Below are 20,733 nucleotides of genomic sequence, written 5' to 3'. Positions count from 1 at the left end.
TGGCCATGACGCGGAGACGAAACCCACCCGGCTCCGGCTTCCGTACCAGCGCCTTCACCAGGCAGGATGGGCGGAGCAGATGACGGGCCGGGGACCAGGGCGGATGTACGGACCAGGATGTCCGGACCTGCGGAGAGACCGACGGAAAAGGGGGGAGCGGGCGTGACGGAACCACTGGAGAAGCGCCTGGAGAGGGCCATGGCCGAACTGCAGGCGGCCCAGGAGGCAGTCGCGCACACCGAGCGCGAGCTGCGGACCGCGTCGTTCTCGTCGCTGTCCTCCGACCGTGCGGTCCGTGCCACCGCGGGCCCCCAGGGCGAGCTGACCGGGATCGAGTTCCTGGAGGACAAGTACCGGAACATGTCCCCGCAGGAGTTGGCCGCCAGCGTCCTGGAGGCTGCGAGCGCGGCGCGCCTGAAGATGAACCGGCATGTGATGAAGGCCATGGCGCCCTTCGCCGAGCCCAGCAGCGGCGTGCCTGAGCTGAAGGGCTTCGAGCTGGACTGGGAGCGCATCTTCGGTCCTGAAGTGCTGCGCGAGGACGACGAGGACCCGGCACGTGGCGGCCGGACCGCCCCCGCCTGGCGGGACGCACTCGGCGAAGAGGGAGAGGACTGACGATGGGACAGCGGTATTACGTAGACCCGCAGCGCATCGAGGCCTTGGCCGGGCAGCTGGAGGAGATCGGCACCCTGACCAGGAGCATGACCGAGGAGTTCCTCGACGAGCTGGCACCCACGGTGAACTGGCCGGGATCGGAGGGCGACTTCGCGGAGAAGGCCAAACCGCAGGAGCAGAAGGAACGGCAGACCACCAAGGACACCATGATGTCCATCCGCGACGCGCTGGTGAGCATCACCGACGCCACGGTCAGCCAGGTCCGGATGATGAAGGACACCCGCGACCACAACATCGAGCAAATCGAGAAGGGCACCAGCCGCATCGACACCGATGGACTGGGCGGCAGCTCGGGCGGGCATGGCCGCCGCTGACCTCCGCACCGCCGGCCGCTCCCGCAACACGTCGGGAGCGGCCGCTCCGTCCTGCCCGGGCGGGCGCCAGGGCGGCCCCCGATGAGCATCCAGGTGCCGCCCGAGATCAACACGATGATCTTCATCCTCACCGGTGAGAAGCTCATCGACGCCGACGAGGACCTGGCCTTCGACAGCCGTCTGCCTTACTCCGGCCTGGGCCGCAAGCTGTCGAGGCTTTCCTCGCTGATCGACAAGTCGATCCACGACATCGGCGAGTCCATGCCGGACGACCTCTCCAAGTCGTACGCGAACGCGATGGGCATGCTCATCGACGACGGCGGCAAGAACTACCTGAAGGACTTCGCCGACCAGCTCGACCGGATCGCCGAGGGCCGGCGCAAGACCTCCATGGACATCATGGAGTCGAAGTGGCAGGTCATCGCCGAGATCATCAGGCTGCTCATCGAGATCGCCATCTACCTGGCGTTGTCCTTCTTCACCGGTGGCGCCTCGGCCAGCCAGATCATGATGGCCAAGCTGCGCAGCCGGTTCTTCATCCTCACCACGCTCAGCCACCTGCTCCAGCGGCTGCACCTGGCGCCCTCGCTGACCGAGGCGTTCGCCGAGGCGTTCACCACCTTCGCGGTTCGGCTGGCGATGATGAACTTCGCCCCGCACGGCCGTCGCCCCGACGGCATCGACTGGAACGACATCCTCAAGTCCGCCGCGTTCGGTGCCGCGGCCGGTGGCCTCACCAGCGTCTTCAACAGGTTCGCGAAGAACATCGTCGACAGCTTCGACAGCAACTTCCTCAAGAACGGTCCGGACCTCGACTTCAAGAACAACCCCAACCCGAAGAACAACCCGGACCTCGACTTCAAGAACAACGGCCCGAACCCCACCCCGAACCCCAAGCCGGACGCCACCCCGAACCCCAAGCCGGACGCCACCCCGAACCCCAAGCCGGACGCCACCCCGAACCCGGGCCGCCCCGATCCCACCCCGTACGGGAACGGCCCCAGCCATTCGAGTAAGCCGCCGGTCACCTTCCGGAACGATCCGCTCTCCTTCCGGAACAACCTCAACCTGTGGCGGAACAACCAGATCCTGCGCAACAACGCCAACCGGCCGGGTGCGCTGGCCGGGCACTACGGACTGAAGGCGACGACCGACTTCCTCGCCGCCGGCTCCGGCGAGGCGCTCGCGGAGATCCTGATCAAGGGAGCCTTCGACGGCGACTGGTCCACCAGTTGGTCCACCTTCGTCGGCGCGGGCATCAGCAGCCATGCCGAGTCCACACTCACCGGCACGGCCCTGAACAGCGGCGCCGAACTGCGCCACGTCATCGACAGGATGCGCAATCAGCCGCCCACCGTCTCCGGCGGTAACGGAGTCTCCGACGGTTCCTCGCGCGCCGGCGACGGCACCGGCTCCGACCGCACCGACGGTCCCTCACGAGGGGACACCACGGGCGGCGACGGACCCGCCCTCACCTCGCCCCCGCCCGTCGTCCAGCAGACGACCGGACAGGGGGATGCCACCGGCAGCCCATCGCCACCGCCCTACGCCGCGGACCCGCCGTACACCACCCAGGCCCCGTACACCACCCAGGCTCCGCCGCCGTACGCCACCGGGGCCCCACCGCCGTACACCCCGGGCTCGCTGCCTGTGACCGCCGCCGAGAACGAGCTGTGGCAGCAGGTGCACAGCGGCCCCGCCGAGGCACGCCGGCAGGCGCTGAGTGACCTTGCCGCCCTGCGCGGCGCCCAGCCGCCGGGCAGTACCGAGATCGGCGTCCGCGACGGCCTGCAGGGCAACCTGTCGCAACTGCCCGAGGTGCGGGTGGTGCCCGCCGGGAGCGGCCCTGCCGCCCGGATCGACACCGACGAGGTCCGCCGCGCCCTCGGTGCCTTCGACACCCCGGTCACGGTGGACGCCCCGATCGTGGTCGCCCCGGACACCCATGGCAACAGCCCCCTGACGGCCACGACCACGGCCGACTCCGCCGGAGGCTCTGCGGGAAGCGACCGGCAGGGTGCCGCCCCCGACGCGTCGCCGCTGGAGAACGTGATCGTGGACGTGCCGGGGAACCCGGCTGTGACGGCTTCGGGGAATCCGGCTGTGACGGCTTCGGGGAATCCGGCTGTGACGACGTCGGAGAACCCGGGAGCCACCGGCCCAAAGACCCCAGGAGCCACGACGCCCGAGAACCCGGCCGTGACATCGCCGGGGGTCCGGACCGAGGCGCCTCAGGGGAGCCCGCAGGGCGACATCCCGCGCTCTTCGGACGAATCGGCCGTGCAGGACGGCCGTACGGCTGCGGCGCCGGATCAGGGGGCAGGCGCTCCCGTTGCCACGGGCGGCCCCACCACCTCCGCCACACCTGGCACGGGCAGCGGCGCCCGGCCGGGTGGTGCCCCGACCAGTGCCCCGGCGGCCCCCTCCGCCACCCCGCCCCAGGGCGCCCGTACCCCGGACGCCACAGCCCCGGGAGAGGGCGCACGGACGGTGCCGGGCGATTCCTCGCCGACCGAGCCCGCTCCCGAAGCCCCCGCCGCTGCGGATGCCGTCGACCCGACCGGGAGCGACGGCGCGTCGGAATCAGCGGAGAACGTCGTCACTCCCGCACCCGGTACCACCACCGGTCCGGCCGTCGACATCCCCGCCATCCCGCCGAAGGCCGGCACCGTCGGTTCGTCCGTCGGCACCGGCGACGCAGGGGATGTCAGCACCACAGCCGACGTGAAGGCCGGTCCCACTCGCACCGGGGGCCCGGAGTCCGCGCAGGCGGCGCCGCTGACGATCGTGGTGTCGGAGGTGCCGCCGCCGGTGGAGGGATCGCCGGAGGCGATCGCGCTGCTGGACGGCGCCGGGACCGACCGGGCCGTCGTGCTCGGGCCGGCGGTCGCGCCGGACGGTGCGGGACGTCCGGTACGCGCGTCGGCGGAGCTGACCCGTGAGGGGCCTGGTGCACCGGTCCGGGTCCGTCCGCTCGCCGGCCCGGCACCCGCCGCGACGGCGGACGGCGCCACGGACACCGCGTTCCCCGGCGCGGACGTGCTGATGCCGCTGGCCGACGCCCTCGGCCCGATGCCCCGCCCCACCACCCAAAGCGGCGTGACGACCCAAAGCACTCCGGTCGTCACCTCCTCGGCCACGCCCCCGACGGTGCTCCCGGAGAAGTCGGCCCCCGTACACGGCGCCACAGCCGGCCCGGACGCCACGGCCACCACCGCACCCGCCCCGGCCAAGCTCGCCACCCTGTCCCGGCCCTGGACCGAGACGGCCACGGACGTGTACCTGGAGTCGGGTCACCGCGACAGCGCTGGCGACGGCGACAGCGACAGCGACGGCGACGGCGGCCCGGGAACCGGCGGACGGGCTCCCGGCGCCGGCGGCGGGCGAGGAGCAGGAAGCGACGGCACCCCGCCGCCACCCCCGCCCACCACGCCGGACAACCGCCCCGCGCCGTCCCCGGTCGCGCCTCCACCGCCGGGCCGGATCGTCGTACGCCCGGGCGGCAGCGGCTCCACTGCAGACAGCGGCAACGGTTCGGCACGTCCCGCGAGGGAGCCGGCCGTCACCACGCTGGACGGCTACACGGTGCCCTTCGCGCAGCTTCGGCGCTTGGTTCCCGACGCCGCCGCGAGGCCCCAACCCGGCCGTGCGATACAGTCGTTGACCATCTCCCAGAGCCCGGCGGAAGACGGCACGGCCCGCGCCGAGGGGCGCCGGGCGCTGCTCGGCGCGGACACGTTCCGCGGCGTGCGCACCACCTCCGAAGCCCCGGCCCCGGAGACCACCGCGGCCCCGCCCGCCCCCCGTACGGTCTTCACCGGCCCGCCGGTCGCGCTCCCCGGTTCGGGCACCGACCGCGGCGCCGACTACTTCGCGGGGCACGGCACCTCCCGTACCGTCACTCTCGGTACCGAGGACGCGGCGCGGCCCACCGTGAAGGTCAGCGGTGTGCAACTCGGCGAGGTGCTCAAGTCCTGGGCACAGGACGGCGCTCAGGACCGGCCGCTGGTGCTGTTCTCCTGCGAGACCGGGCGGCAGCCCGAGGTGGCGGGACTGCCGGTGGCCCAGCACGTGGCGAACCGGACCGGGCGTCGGGTCCACGCGCCGACCACCGAGGTGGGCACGGCCAGGGACGGGGACGGCAACGTCCGCGCGGTGCTCACCGAGGGTGCGGACGGGCCGGGGCGGTGGCGGCTCTTCACCCCGGAGCCCAGCGGTGCCGACCTGGACGGTCTGGCGCGTGACGCGGGCCTGCACACGGGTCCGGAGCCGGCCGACGCCTTCGCCCTGGCCCGTGCCCTCCAGCAGGTCCGCACGCTGCGTGAAGCCCTCGGACCGGACGCCGAACAGCGCCCTGAGAACCGGGAACTGCTCGCAGGGCTCGCCTTCGTGGACGGCCTGCGCTGGCACAGCCCGGGCACCGCGGCCCGTTACGGCGACGGCCGTATGACCCCGGACCTGCTGCGCCGGATGGTCATCGACCGCAGCGGTGCCGCCGGCACCACCACCGGTGATCCGGCCGCGGGCCCCACGGTCGAGCAGTACGGCGATTTCCTGCGCGCCGCGGCCGAGTTGCGTTCCACCGCCGGGCCCGACACCACGCTCGACGCCCTGCTGCCCCCGCCACCGCCCGTGCTCCCGCCGACCACCCTGGTCTCGCCGGAGGACGTGCGTGGCCTGGCCTACGCGCCCACCGCACACGTCACCTGGTCGCTCGCCGGCACCCCGCTGCCGTTGTCCGAGCTCGCCCTGAGCCCCGAGGACACCGCTGAACTCGCCCGCCGCAGGCCGGACCTGGCGCCCGAGCCGAGCCGCCCGGAGAGCCTCGTCGAGGACATGGCCCTCCTCAGCAAGGACCCGCCCGGTCCCGCGGACACCGTGCACGCGGACGGATCGGCCTTCCGCCGGCTGGACACGCCGGGCGACGGGAACTGCCTCTTCCGGTCACTGCTCGACAGCGCGCGCAGCTGGGACATACCACCGGCGTGGGCCGCGCGGAACGTCGCCGGCCTGCGCCGCATGCTGAGCGACCGGATCACCGGGTCCGAACTGGGCGACGAGGTGACCGTGGCGATCCCGGACCCGGTGTTCGCCGTCGTGGACGACCTGCGGATGCGCGCCGTCGCCGGGGTGCGGGACCCGGCCGAACTGAACCGGATCACCGAGCTCTGGAACCGGATCGCGCAGGATGTCGTCACCGACGGCGATGTCGGCGCGTGGCAGCGGATCCTCCGGGAGAGCGACTACCCACACCTCGCCGACGTGGCTCCCACCCCGGCCGAGGCGTGGCGGCTCGGCACCAAGGAGCTCGTCGCCTCGGCAGCCGAACTCCCCGCGCTGTGGGCCTCTCCCTTCGCCGACCAGCTTCCGGAGGCGCTGGCACACACGCTCGACCTCGACCTGCGGCTCGTCCAGCCCGACCGGCAGTCCCCGGGGAGCACTTTCGTCAACACCCTCAATCCGGGCGGCCAGGGCGGCGCCCTTTATCTGGCCTACAACGGCACCGACCACTTCGACGCACTGGTCCCGGCCTCGGCCCCGCTCACGCCCCTGGCGGACTCGGACACCACTCAGGACCCGAAGCTCACTCAGGACCCGAACACCACTCCTGGCCCGGACGCCACCTCTGGTCCGGGTACGATGCCGGACCCGGGCGCCGTGCCGGACCCGGGCGCCGTGCCGGACCCGGGCGCCGTGCCGGACCCGGGCGCCGTGCCGGACCCGGGCGCCGTGCCGGACCCGGGCGCCGTGCCGGACCCGGGCGCCGTGCCGGACCCGGGCGCCGTGCCGGACCCGGGCGCCGTGCCGGACCCGGGCGCCGTGCCGGACCCGGGCACCATGCCGGACCCGGGCACCACGCCGGACCCGGGCACCACGACTGTCACCCAGGACCCGGCCGGTTCCGGCCCCCCTGAGAAGTCGTCGCGCGACACAGGTGGGACCACCGACCTCGACAACCCCGACACCGAGGCCCCCGACCGGGGCGACCCGGTTCCGCTGGAGACCCAGCTCGAACGGCATCGCCCGGCGCGGCTGCTGACCGGCCCAGACGCCCGGCCTCCAGGCCCGGTGCCGGACACCGTCACCTTCGAGGACGGCAGCCGACTGCCCACGGTCCTGCTCAGCCCGGACACCGACCCGGGCGACGGTACGCAGGGCGGCCGGACGGACGGGTCCACACGGAGTCACCGGACCGGACTCTTCACCGGCCTCGGCAAGACCACCCTGCGCTCGCCCGAGCAGGTGGCGGAGGAGATCCTGGGCAAGCTGCCGGCGAAGCTGCGCGCCCAGTTCGACGAGGCGGACCTGCTGCGGCTGCTGACGGATCAGCCCGGTGCCTTCACCGCCCCGCGCGGCGCGCGCTTCGTGGGCCGTGAGAAGTCCGGGGTCGGCCACGAGATGACGGTCGAGGCCATCCCGTACCACCGCTGGGAACGCTTCTCCGACGTGGACGGCGCCACAGTCCGGCTGGACACCATGCGACGCGGCCAGGCAGGCACGGGCGGCGGGCGCAGAGTCGGCTCCGGACGGCGGATCGCGGGCGGGCTGAGCATGGGGCCGCCGCTCAACTGGCTTCTGAAACTGGGCATCTCGCTTGGCTGGACCCGCAGGACCGACTACGTGCAGGGCACCCAGGCGTACAACCAGTCCGAGTATCGCGCCCACGAGGGCTCGCACCTGCACCTGGACGACGTCCACTACCGGGTGCGGGTGGACCGCGTCACCGAGGCGCCGACGGCCATCGGGCCGGACACCCGGTCCGACGCCGTCACGGGACAGACCAACCCGCCCATTCCGAAACCGAATTGGCAGCGCACCCAGGTGCACACCGCTGAGTTCGCGATGCGCGACGGGCTCAGCTGGCGGCTCCCGGACGATCTCACCGTGCCCTACAAGGGGCCCCGGCAGGCACCGAAGACGCTCACCTTCCCGGACGGGATCGAGCCGCGGATGACCGACACCACCGGGCTGCACCTGGTGGACCCGCCGGAGGACATCGCCCTCGCCCTTTCCGGTGCGCGGCCCGGGAGTTCGGCGCACCGGACCCTGGTCTCGTACGTCCGGCCGGGCCGACTCCTCGCGTTGTTCGGCCGGTTCTCGGGGCCGGTCACCGGCCCGGAGCTGACCCGGGGCAGCGGACAGCACCCGCTGGGGCACCTGATCGTGGAGCGGTCGGTACCGCACCGGGCCACCCTGGTCGCCGAATCGGTCAAGGCGGAGCTGCGAGACCTCACCCAGACCACGTACCAGAACGAGCGCGGCCACGTCCGTGACACCCGACTGGGCGTCCAGGTCACCGCCGGGCCGAACTACACGCTCCCCGGTGCGGATACCGACGTCCGGCTCCAGGGCGGTCCGCTGGTCCGCGTGGACCTCTCCACCGGGCGCGGACACTATCTCGGCGCCGACGCGGCCCGGAAAACCACGGGCCGCCTCCGTAACCAACCGATCGCGCTCTACCGGGTCGAGCGCACCCTGATGGTGCGCAAGCCCGGCGATCTCCCATCGGCGGCCCGCCCGGTCCGGGTGGTCAGCCTGGACTGGATCTCCACCCAGGACGCGCGCCGTCTCGCCGGCTGGGACGGCCGCACCCCCGGCCGGACCGGCCCCGACCCGGACGCCGAGCCGCCCGTGCCCTGGTACCTCACCCGGGAGGACCCGGTCCACCTGAGCGGCCAGGTCCGTGCCGAGGGCTTCCGTCCCAGCCGGCCTCAGCCACAGCCACAGGTGCAGCCGCAGGGGCAGACCCAGCAGCCGACGCAAAGTCAGCAACCCACCCCCCAGGACCCCATGCGGGCCTTCGCCGACACCGTCCTGGACACACTGCACCACGCGTATCCGTCACTGTTCGTCCCGCCGTTCATGCTGCGGCACCCGCGGCTGGCCAAGTTCTGGTACGGCGACGGGCGGATGCGGACCGCGCTGCACAACGACCGTCAGGTGCGCGAGGCACTGAACCGGCCCAGCCTGGCGCAGAGCCTGGACGACCTGACCACCACGGGAGTGCCGGTCGCCCTCACCGAGGACGGCAAGGTGCGCCGCGGCCACCACACGCTCATCCTCAGGGCGCGCCTCTCCGACCGGAGGTTCGAGACCACCATGAGTGAGCGCTCGCTGCGCAACGCGGTGATCGGTACCGAACTCTCCGGCCAGGGTCAGCAGGCCGCCATCACCCTCTCCGGCGGTGTGGAGCTGGGCATCTTGCCGCGCGACCACGACAAGGTGCCCGAGGCCGGACTGCCCCGCCAGGCCGGCAGTGCGTCGGTCGGGGCCCGTCTCGCCCGGACCGACCAGAAGACCACCAGGAGCACGGTCGCGGCCACCCACGACCACCTGACGTACCAGAACGGTGCCGATCTCTACAGCTACCAGGTGGAGTTGGGTGCCACCTTCGAGGGCCACCGGCGCCCGCGCGGCTGGGCACGGCTCGCATCGGTCGGCCTGCTGGGCGCGGGTGTCTTCGTCAGCAAGGTCGAGGAACGGCCCCTGTTCACCCGGGGCAACGAGACGGTGGGCCGGGTGGAGCTCGCCGTGCCGGCCGCGCACGGCTCCGAACACCACCCCCCCGCCGACCCGCCGTCCGCCGGGCCGGCACAGGTGACCACGGCCGTACCGCGGCAGCTCTCCTCCCTCGAGGCGGACCAACTCCTCGACGGCATTCAGCCGCTGCCGAGGACGGACTCGTCCGACCAGCAGCTCACCGAGAAGCTGCTGAGCGCCCCACACGTGGTGCTGAGCACCGAGGGCGGCCCGCAGCGCGAACGGCTCGCGCAGGACACCGCCGACCGCGCCTCGGGCACCTCCTGGCACGTCAGTGCGCCCGGCGCCCCGGTGCGCACCGCACTGCGCCGGGCGATGGCGAACCTCAGTGTGGCCGGACAACTCGGTCAGTATCTGGGTCCGTTCGGCTCCCGCATCACCGGACTCATCGGTGCGGGACCGTTCCGGACGCACTACCTCAAGGCAGCGGTCCGCGGCGAACTGAGCAACTTCCGGGTCAAGAGCGACCCCAAGCCGGCCAGCCTCGAGGCCACCGTCGGCAACGAGCACCGGGTCAACGGCAGCGCCAGCACCGTCTCGCGCACCACCCTGGGCCTCCAGGGCGCCGACAGGCCGCTGCAGCAGGCCCCCGGCCAAGCGGCGGTGGTCGGCTCCTACTCGACCGCCCTGCAGTACGCGTGGGGCAAGGGCCGCGGCGTCTCGCAGACCCTCACCCGGATACGCAGCACCACCCTCACCTACGCCGGGCGCATGTACCTGGTGGTCGCCGACACCGCCGAGACCATCGCGGTACGGGACCGCTGGACGGCCGCGATGGGGACGGTGGGCACCCGCGCCGGGGACCGTATCAGCTCCGTGGCCGGACGGCTTTCCGAAGGCTTCGGCAACAGGCTCGCCCCGCGCCGGGCCGCCGCCGCGCTCCAGCACATCCGCGACGCGGTGATGTTCCACCTGCCGATGCAGGACGTCATCGAGGCCGGGCTCGCCCCGGACGGCCTGGGCACCACCACCCCACACAATCTCGGTGGCGGATACCGGGTGCCCCCTTACCTGCGCGGCCGCCGCTTCCCCACCCACCCCAGCGGCCGGCTCGACGCAAGCCGTGTGGCACAGCAGCTGATGGGACAGCTGGAGAAGGCCGGAGTGCCCTCGCACGACCGGGAGCAGGTCCTGCAGCGGCTCTCCCCGGACTTCCTCGCGGTCCACCTGCACGAGCTGACGACCGACGGGATGACTCTGCCGGTCCGCTACCGTGACTGGTCCAGTCCGTTCCACCTGCCGGTCGGCGGCAGCCCCGGACAGGTCAGGTTCCAGCTGACCCCGGTCACCACCACCGTGGAGAGGCTGCGCACCGGCTTCGAGCTGGAGGACTACCGCACCACCTCCCGCGACGACGCCGCCGGCACCTCCCAGGACCGCGGCGCCGACGTGACACTCAGCGGGGGCGAGCGCGCGGCGGACAGCGGCCTTCTCGTCGCCAATCCCTCGCTCCAGGGCACCGCGGCCAAGAAGCGGTTGAGCAACCAGACCCAGACCTCCGGCACCACCGCGATGCCGAACATCGCCACCACACAGGCCCACGCCGAGATCGTCACCAGCTACACCCTGACCGTCACCATGACGGACGCCACCGGTGATCCGCTCGCCCCCGGTGCCGCCGACGTACCCGTCGGCAGCCTCCACGAGTTCCTCCCGGCGAGCCTGCTCACCCCGGACGGCGACGGCGCCGACGGCGCGCTCACCGAGCAGGACGTGCCGGAACCCGAGCGCGCGGTGCGGATGCTGAGTGCCGACCAGGCCCGCCCCGAGGGCATCGCCGCCTGGCGCACATCCGCCGGGGACACCACCGGCAACGCCGATCCGGACGTCCTGCCCTTCGACGACCGGATCGGTTCCGGCATCCTCGCCGTGGACATCCGGGGCGCCGCCAACGTGCGGGACGCCCTGCCCCTGGCCACCGCCCGCGCCGACGGCCTCGGCGACACCGACCTCGGCAGACGGCACACCGGCACGGCCCTCGACGGACGCGTCCGCACAGCTCGCCTCACCCCGCTCACCGGCCTCGGCACCGCCCCGGCCCAGGCCCAGCAGGAGGCCACCTCCCAAGTCGGTCTGACTTCCGGCTTCCGCGAGGCCCTCGGCGCGAACGGCGCAGCGCTGCCCACCCAGGCCTCCGCCCTTCTCCTCGGCCAGTCCCACACCGCCGACTCCCGTCTCTACGCGAGGATGCACCGCCGCGGGGCCCGTCTGCTCGCCGTGGAGAACAAGCCGCGCATGGAGGCCATACAGCGGGCGAAGACCTCCGACGCGCTGGAAGCCGGTATCACCGACAACGTCGAGGGCATGGTGGGCACCGCGCCGCTGGCGGGCACCAGCAACGCGGGCCTCACCAACCCCGGTGGCACGGTCCCCATCGGCGGTACGAACGACGGCACCACGCTCAAGGGCACCGCGGACACCACCCTGGGCACCCACATCAAGGTCGTCACCGACCGGAGCATGCTCTTCGCGCTTCCGGTGAGCTGGCTGGCGGTGGCCGAGGTGGACCACCGGTTCACCGACAGCCGTCCGCTCCACGCGCTCGGCAAGGCCAAGCGGGGGCCGCGCGCCGCCGAGGCCGAGACCACCGCGCTGGTCTGGCTGCGCGAGGACATCGCCCGCGACTACGGCCTCCTGGACGACTCCACGTTCACCGACGAGGTCCTCGCGGCCTGGGACGGCCAGGCCAAGGCGGCAGGCGACCTCGCTACGGCCGAGAAGGGCTACTACGACGCCCGGGCGAGGGCCCGGGAGGCATGGCTCGGTCTGAGTACGGACGAACAGACCGCGCTGGACGCCGACGACTCCGGTCAGGCGGTGACCCCTTCCCCGGCCGTCGCCGCCTGGCAGGCCGCCCGCGAGGAGGTACGCCGCTGGAAGGAGCGCACCGACACCGCCGCCGCGGACCACCACCGGCTGCACCTCGCCGCCTCCCGCCTCACCGCCCACCACCAGGGCTCGGCCTCGGTCCCGGTGAAGGACCTCCCGCAGGAGTACGCCGCGCCGGGATGGCGCTCCGAGGCGCCGGAGCCGTACAAGATCACCGACGGCACCGGCTCCGCCCCGCGCACCATCACCTCACCGGACGGCGCAACGGTGCGCGAGGTGCACGACATGCCCCACGACGGCGCCTCGTTCTTCCACGCGCTGCTCGCCGCAGCCCAGGACCGAGGCCGCCTGCCCCACCTGCTCGGTACCGACCTCGCCGGCCGGTTCGCGGGTGCTCCTGGCGACCCGGCGGTCACGGCCGAGGCCATCGGCGCCGCTCGCGACCGCCTGGCCTGGGCGCTCGGCCAGGACGGCAACGAGGACCTGCTCGACGCCCTCGCCCTGGACGTCGCGGACACCTTCACCCAGGCCGAACTCGACGCCGCCGGAGTGCAGTTGACTGCCGCCCAGCAGGCCGAGTTCGACGCCTTCGGACGTCTGCCGGTGACCCTCTGGCCCTCTCCCGCACAGCGGGTGGCACTGGCGGGCGCGGCCCTCTCCCGCCCGTTCGCGAGCGAACCGCGCCAGGAGGGCACGGACGGCGAACCGGCCCCGCCCGAGCGCCGCGCGGGCGATCACGGTGGCGCCGACCTGCTGCCCGCACTGGCCGCCCGGGTCCTGGGCACCCCGCTCACCGTGGTCACCGGCGAGGGCCGCGAACAGCTCTTCCTCCCGCACGGCACCGACCCGGCCGCCGTGGACCGGGCCGCCGACCCGGTCCTCTTCGCCGCCGGCGGCTTCTTCCACGCCGCCCTCCCGCCGGGCGCCCCGGCTCCGGTCGTCACGCCGCTGCCGGCCCCGGCGACCGCGGGAACCCCGGGTACGGGCACCACACGCCCGGCATCCGAGCAGCCGCCGGCGCACCGCAGCCACGCCACCCCGCCCTGGATGCCGCCCACGGACAACACCGGACCGCGCTTCCGCCTCGACCGGGACGGGGTCCTCACCGCCCCCGACGGTTCCACCTACACGCAGGGCACCCCCTCCGGGCGCGGCAACGGCTTCTTCGGCGCGCTCTCCACGGCCCTGCGCCTGGCGGCAGCGCAGCCCGGGACGGACCGCCACGAGGCGGCACGGCTGCGCGTCCGCGCCGGGGCGCCGCCCGCCCAGCTGATGCGCCTGAACGGTCTGCCCGGCGACCCCGATAAGCGTGATTCCCTCTTCACGCCGCCGCCGATGAACACCCGTCCGGGCGCGCCGAACCCGAGCGCGGAAGCCCGGGACGGCCACCTGCGCCGCCATCTCGCCACCGCCCCCTGGGGCCCCGAGGCCGACCGGGCCGTCGCCGAGTGGGCGGCCGCCGCCACCGGCACCACGGTCACCCTGATCGAGGAGAACGGCACCGCCCACACCTACCCCGGCCCCTCCGCCGACAGCCCCTCTCTCCGGCTCCGCCGCCGTGGGGGCGACTTCGTCCCCCTGCTTCTCCGCACCCCCGCACCGGAACCCAGGTCGGCGGACACGCCGGACACACGGAGCAAGCCGGGGACGACGAGCACGACGAATACGACGAGTCCCGGGTCGCCGCAGGACCCGGCGGCTGTTCCGCTGCCTCTGTCACCCGGGTTCCCGGCCGGCAGCGACCTCTCCGGGACGAGTCCTGGGTCGCCGCAGGACCCGGCGGCTGTTCCGCTGCCTCTGTCACCCGGGTTCCCGGCCGGCAGCGACCTCTCCGGGACGAGTCCTGGGTCGCCGCAGGACCCGGCGGCTGTTCCGCTGCCTCTGTCACCCGGGTTCCCGGCCGGCAGCGACCTCCCCGGGCTCACGGGTGAGGAGGAGGCGTACGAACTGAGTACGCTGTCCGGCGCCGAAGCCGAGGAGTTCGCGGCGTTCCGCTTCACCGACGACTCCGACGCCGGTTCGCCGGCGCGGTTCCGCTTCACCGACGACACCAGCGACTCCGACAGCGAGGACGGCGCCCCGGAGACCACGCACGAGGTGTGGCTCGACCTCCTCTTCGGACCCGCGGCCCGCGACGCTCATGCGCCCGAGATGCTGGTCGGCACGGCCCTGTCGCTGCGGGAACTCGCCCAGAGGCACCCGCAGCCCTCGTCCGTGGCCGCCGGCGATCCCCTGCACGGTCTGGCCAGGCGGGTGCTGACCCTCGCCCCGGACGCCGAGGTGAGTGAGCAGCACCTTCTGCTGCTCGGGTCGTTGGCCCTCAGCGCCTCCCCGGCCGAACTGGCCGACGAGGACACCCTCACCGCGTATCTGACGAGCCATGACGCAGCCCTGGGCCGGGGCACCCGGCTCGTGTCGGAGCACGGCACCGGACGGAACTGGACCGGCACCGGGACCGAGGTGCCGCCCCTCGACTCGTACACGGTGGAGGGCGAGGACGGCCGGCTGAGCATGTGGCCCGCCCCGTGGCAGGCCCCCTACACGGTCTTCGCCCAGGGGGACGCCGACTCGGTCCAACTGAACACGCCACGCGGCACGTTCACGCTGGACGACCCCGGGGAGTTCGCCCGGATCGTCGCGCGGGACCCGGCGCGTCCCGCCGGCGCCGATGTCGTGCTGGTCGTGCCCCACGGAGACATCGCGTCCCTGGCACAGCACGTCGCCGACCTGACCGGCTCCCGGGTCTGGTACTCGGAGCACGGTCCCCGTCCGTCCACGGACTGGCGCACCGGCACCGACCACATCACACTGGGTCCCCTCGGCGACGGCGACGTCGGCACGGTGTGGGCCTCCGTCCAGCCGGGTCAGGACGCCGACAGCGACGGGGACGTCGCGGACATCCTCGGCCTGTACGGGAGCGGCTCCGACCACGCCGAGGGAGTCGACGCACGCCGGGCCGAGCCGCTGACCACGACGCACTACGGCGTCGTGAACGGCCGCGACACAGGCGTGATCTTCCGCAGGCCCGGCGGGACCCAGGGGAGCTGGCAGACCCCGCGGGCCCTGAGGGGAACGGACGACGCACCCGAACTCGCCATGTCCGTGCAGGACTACCACGAGACGCTCGTCACGGATCGGCCCGTCCTGCGGATCTCCTCGGACCGCACGCTCGCGGTCGAGAACGGGATGTACGGCCAGCAGGTCTTCGCGACCGAGGAAGCCGTCGCCCGCGCCTCGGTCAAGCTGTCGCGTGCGGGCACCGCGGTGCGTCTGCGGGCCGACCAGGACCTGAGCGTCATCCTGCCCACCCCAGGCGGCGGCAGCAGGCGGCTGTTCCTGGTGACTCCCGTCTTCCTGACCCGCTCCGGCCAGCCCACGGAGGAGGTCTGCCGGGACTTCGCCGACATGCTCGCCGACACCTCCCGCACCTCGCACATGGTCTTCCGCACCCCCGGGGCCGGCCCGGTGGTCACCGCGCCGGTCAACGCCTCCGACGGGGCCGAGGTCACCGGCACCCACCACCTCGCCGACGCGCTGGGCCGCCTCGCGGACGGCGACACGCGTCCGGACACGGCGGATCCGGAGTGGGCGGCGGCGCTCGTCCGCCAGGACGACCGTCCCACCGGCGGTGACGGCGGTCCGCTGCCCGGCCGCGCGTACGGCAGCGCGCTGAGCCTCGCCCAGGAGGACGACCCGCGGCGCGACGCCCTGTCCGACGCCGCGGGCCGGATCGGGGTCAACGAGCACGCGTGGGCCGACATCGGCGAGGGCTACGTCGTGCAGTCCGTCGCGGCGTCCGGCGAGCAGGGCCAGCCGAGCCTGGAGCACAACTACGCCAAACCGCAGGCGGGTCCCGGCGGCGCGCACTTCGGCTACCACTTCGTCACCGTGATCCTGGCCAGCGAGGACGGCAGCCATCAGATCTCCCTGGAGAACCACGCACGTGCCTCCCAACGCAACCACCGGCACCGCAGGGCGGTCCAGGCGAACCTGCGCAACCACGACCTGGCGGACCTGCGGGAGATCGCGTCACGACTGCGCCGGGAGATCGAGGGGCAGCCGGACGAGGGTGCGGATAAGGACCTCGTGGAGCTGCGCGGCTACCTCGACCTGACCCTCGCTCTGGTCAGGGCGAAGCAGGCCCGGACGGAGATGAACTCGGCGCCCGCCGGTTCGCCGGAGCGTGCCGCGGCCGAGAAGACGCTGGAGGGTGCCACCCGCGCCGCCGCACTCCGCATCGGTCAGCTCGAACCGGTCATCGCGGGCAAGGACCAGTGGTACATGCGGATGTACTCGCAGCGTCCGGGCGAGTCCGCCCACGACACCAACGCGGAACTGCTGGGTGACGGGCCCTCCGCCGAGGCCAATCCACTCACCGCCGTCGTGCTCCGCGGCCAGCAGGCACTACCGGTGGCCATCTCCTTCGACAAGGGGGGCCGGCAGACGCCCGAGAGCGCGAAGCACTCCCTCCGGTACCTGGCCAAGGTGGTGGCCAGGGCGGCGCTGTGGAACGGGACCAACGGCCTGCCGTTGCCGGACGTTCAGGTCACCGGCCGTCGCAGCGGCCGCCTCGTCGGCCGGGACATCGCGAAGGTGCGTGCCGAGGCGGTCGCGGCCTCGTTCCGGCAGGAGCTCGCCGCAGCGCTCGTGGAACTCCAGGACGGCACGCCGCAGCCGCACCTCACCGTCGACCGGTTCACCGTCGAGCCGGTCTCGGTGCGCGACCGTCGGACATCCACGGGCGACTCGGCGGCTTCCACCGTGAACATCACGGTCGACGACCACCGAGGCGGGCCGCGGCACGTCGCCACGCGGGGTCCGGGGAGCGGCTCCCCGCCGGGGGGTCTGCCGGGAGGCTCGCGTGACGACGGTCTCGACCCGGTCGCGGAGCAGTGGCCGATCGGCCGCCCGATCACCGTCATGCGGCCCCGCTTCGGCGGCATCGACCCGGACTTCGTCGTGTCCGCAGCCGACGTGCGCGCCGCCACTGACGTACCCGCGACCGGCTCGTCCTCGGACACCGGGACCGCGAAGGGCAAGGACCCGGCCCGCGCGACCGAGGACGAGCCGCCGGCCTCCGTGGGCCCGCAGCCGAACCGGTGGTTCCCCTACACGCGTTCCGCCGGGTCCCGCTCGGAGCCCTTCCGTTACGAGGTCGCCGACACCGGGCACATCAGGCTCCCCGGCGGGGAGGAGATCTCGCCGGCCGGGTGGACGCGGTTCGGCCACGACTTCGTCCACGCGACGACGGGCACGATCCTGCGTGGCGACAGCGGCTGGATCGGCCGTGTCGCCAACATGGACACCCTCTCGCTCCTGATGGAGGACCTCGGCCAGGAGTCCGCGCCCCACCGGGTCGTGGCGGACTCCTCGGCCCTCTACCTGGTGCCGGAGGGTGACGACGACACGGCCCTGCGCATACCCCTGCGGGAGGCCCGCTCCGTGGCGGCAGCCAACGCCGCCTCGCTCGCGTCCCCGCCTGCCGGATCCCGCACCGCCACCGTCGAGCCCGACGAGGCAGCCACTGCCGCGGACCTCGCCGCGGCGTGGGACGCGCACGCGCGGGAGCTGACCGAGCTGGGCGAGGCCGCTGCCGAAGCCGCGACGACGGAGCGGGGCAGCGGCGACGAGACGGCGGTGGCGGAGGCCTGGGCCGGGGTGGACGAGGTGCGCCCGCGGCTGGAGGACGCCGAGGTGAGACTGTGGACCCTGGGCGTCGCGCCGGACGCGCTCGGCGCGGCGCGGGGCGATGGCCCCGGCGCGGGTGACGGGGCCCCGGTCGTCCCGAGGGACGCCGGCCGACGCCGGTGGATCGCGGGGCAGTTGACCGAGGACGACCTGCCGTCCACCTCGCCGAGGCCCGCCGCGGGCGAGACCGTCGGCCTGAATGAGCTGGGCGCCGTGGGCATCACGCTCTCCCAGGGGCAGCGGACCGAGATGGTGCTGCGTGGCGACGACCGACTGCCCGCGGGCGAACTGTCGCCGCTGGACCTGGTCCGAGTGCGGATGGCGCGCCCCGACGCATGGACGGACACGATGGACACAGCCGCCGCGAACGCGTCACGGCGGCTGTGGGCTCGGGCATACGCCGACTTCGCGGGCGCGGCTCCCGAGGGCACGGTCGAGGCCGACACCACCCGTGCCTGGGCCGCCGCCGTCTCCCTGGTGCTTCCGGCGGAGCCGCACTCGGCGCTCGCCGACTCCCGTTACGCCGGTGAGGACTTCCGTGACGCGGTGCGCCGGGTCGCCGGCCACCTGTTGGACGGGGGCACCGGCACCGGGGCCGCACCGGCGTCCGCCGCGGAGCTGGCCGACACCCTCCGCCCCGGCCTGGGGCTGCGGCAGCGCTGGACCGCGCCCGCCACGGAAGCGAGCGCCGACGGCGCGACTCCGGCGGGGCAGACCCTGCCCTACTCGGCGGACGGGCAGTTCGACAGGCGGTTCGCGGAGACCCTGGAGGAGTTCCCGGTGGCCGTCTCCACCGACCGGCACACCGTGTGGGGTTACGGCCAGGACGATCCGGATCTCCATGTGTTCGTGGCCGAGATCCCGTCGCTCGGACTGCGCGGCGAGTACAACCCCGAAGGCCCCTCCGCGGGAGGCGTCACCGACATGACCGGGCAGGTGCACTCCGAGGGACCCGCCTGGGACTGGTATCTGCCTGGCCGCGGACTCGTCGCCTCCTCACGCCTCTCGACCGAGTCGCTCACCCCGGACGAGCCGGACCCCTCCCCCGTACCGGTCGGCTGGCCCGCCACCGGTCCGGTGAGCTTGACTCCGCCGGCCGACCCGGCCACCGTCGCGGCCGACCCGGCCTTGCTGGCAGGCGTCACGTTCCCCGAAGCGCTGTGGCGCGACCACGACGGCCCGCTGTACCGCTTCGCTCCCGAGGGGCCCGAGCAGATCTTCCGCGACGGGCTCAAGCCGTACGGGTCCGACGTCGTGCACATCATCGACCACGTCTACGGTGGCAGCGCCCAGGTCCCGCACACCGTCTTCTCGAGCGCGACCGCGAACCGCGACTACGTGCGCGACAGCGCCCGCGCGAACCCGATGGGCGCTTCCGCCCTGCACCGCCGCTACCGCTGGCGCTACGACCTGCAGGTCCCCGGTGGCATCGACGTGAACGCCACCCTGGGCCTCGCCTCGCCCTTCCCCGACCAGGAGGAGGTGCTCTTCCCCGGGGGCATCGACCGCCGGTACATCCGCGGCGCGCAGCCGATGGAGTACGGCGTCCCGGTCGGACCGTACGTCGCCAACCCGCACTTCGTACCGGTCAGGCTGTGGTGACGGGCAGCTTGGCGATCAGTGCCGTGAGCTCTTCGAGCTCCTGCGGGGTCAGATCGGTGAGCGGAGGCCGGACCGGGCCCGCGCTGTGACCGGTGGCGGTCATACCGGCCTTGACCAGGCGCTGTCACGTTGGTTGACCGGGTGGGATGATCTTCGGGTTGATCATGGTGGAGGGGTTGTCCGTGGGCAGTACGCCGCCGTCGTACAGGGGGCACCGGTAYCCGGCCGAGGTGATCTCCCMCTGCGTGTGGCTGTACTTCCGCTTCCCGTTGTCATTCCGCGAGGTGGAGGAGCTGATGCTGCAGCGCGGCGTCATCGTGTCCCACGAGACGRTCCGCCGGTGGTGTCTGAAATTCGGACAGTCCTACGCCAACGCGCTGCGCCGCCGACGTCCCCGCCCCGGTGACAAGTGGCACCTGGACGAGGTCTTCGTGAAGATCAACGGGATGCGGCACTACCKGTGGCGCGCGGTCGACCAGGACGGCACCGTGCTGGCCATCCTCGTCCAGAACCGGCGCGACGAGGCCGCCGCCCGGCGCTTCTTCCGCAAGCTCCTCAAAGGAATCGGGGCCGTGCCGAGGGTGATCGTCACCGACAGGCTCCGTTCCTACCGCGCGGCCCACCGCGAGGTGATGCCCTCGGTCGAGCACCGCTCGCACAAGGGCCTGAACAACCGGGCCGAGAACAGCCACCAGCCGACGAGGCAGCGCGAACGCGCCATGAAGGGCTTCCGCAGCGTCGGAGGAGCCCAGAGATTCCTGGCCGCGTTCAGCGGTATCTCACCCCACTTCCGGCCCCGCCGGCACCGGATGACCGCCCCCGGCTACCGCACCGAGATGACCGTCCGCTGCGTGATCTGGGACCAGATCACCGGCGCTGCCAACCTGCCCACCACGGCCTGACCCCAGGCCCGGGCTGCGGGCCCACCCCGCCCCGACACGCCATCAGCCGGTCACGCACCCAACAACGTGACAACGCCCGGCCGGCGCCCCTGGGCAGGTCCGGTCCGGGGGTGATCCGACCGTCCTCACTGCGGGTGTGCTCGGCGGAACGCCGGGCCACGAACCCTCCGTCCAGGAGT

At 73.3% G+C, this 20,733-nt stretch carries 4 protein-coding genes; all 4 read left to right on the top strand.

Going from position 1 to position 20,733, the window contains the following annotated elements:
• Positions 1 to 162: 162 nt before the first annotated feature.
• On the top strand, positions 163 to 618 hold the full coding sequence (locus DIZ27_RS33270; RefSeq protein WP_109382134.1) for a YbaB/EbfC family nucleoid-associated protein: 456 nt from the start codon (positions 163 to 165) through the stop codon (positions 616 to 618).
• A gap of 2 nt (positions 619 to 620) precedes the next feature.
• A complete protein-coding gene (locus DIZ27_RS33265) occupies positions 621 to 992 on the top strand; it encodes a hypothetical protein (protein ID WP_109382133.1) in 372 nt (123 codons plus the stop codon).
• Between the two features lie 81 nt (positions 993 to 1,073).
• The gene (locus DIZ27_RS33260) at positions 1,074 to 19,652 is read left to right on the top strand and encodes a hypothetical protein (RefSeq protein ID WP_109382132.1); all 18,579 of its coding nucleotides are present in this window, start codon (positions 1,074 to 1,076) and stop codon (positions 19,650 to 19,652) included.
• Positions 19,653 to 19,816: 164 nt separating this feature from the next.
• A complete protein-coding gene (locus tag DIZ27_RS33250; protein ID WP_109382150.1) occupies positions 19,817 to 20,554 on the top strand; it encodes an IS6 family transposase in 738 nt (245 codons plus the stop codon).
• Positions 20,555 to 20,733 lie beyond the last annotated feature (179 nt).

It is taken from the genome of Streptomyces sp. NWU339 (genome assembly GCF_003143855.1).
In the GTDB taxonomy this organism is placed as follows: Bacteria; Actinomycetota; Actinomycetes; order Streptomycetales; family Streptomycetaceae; genus Streptomyces.
This window is presented reverse-complemented; position numbering and strand designations above follow the sequence as displayed.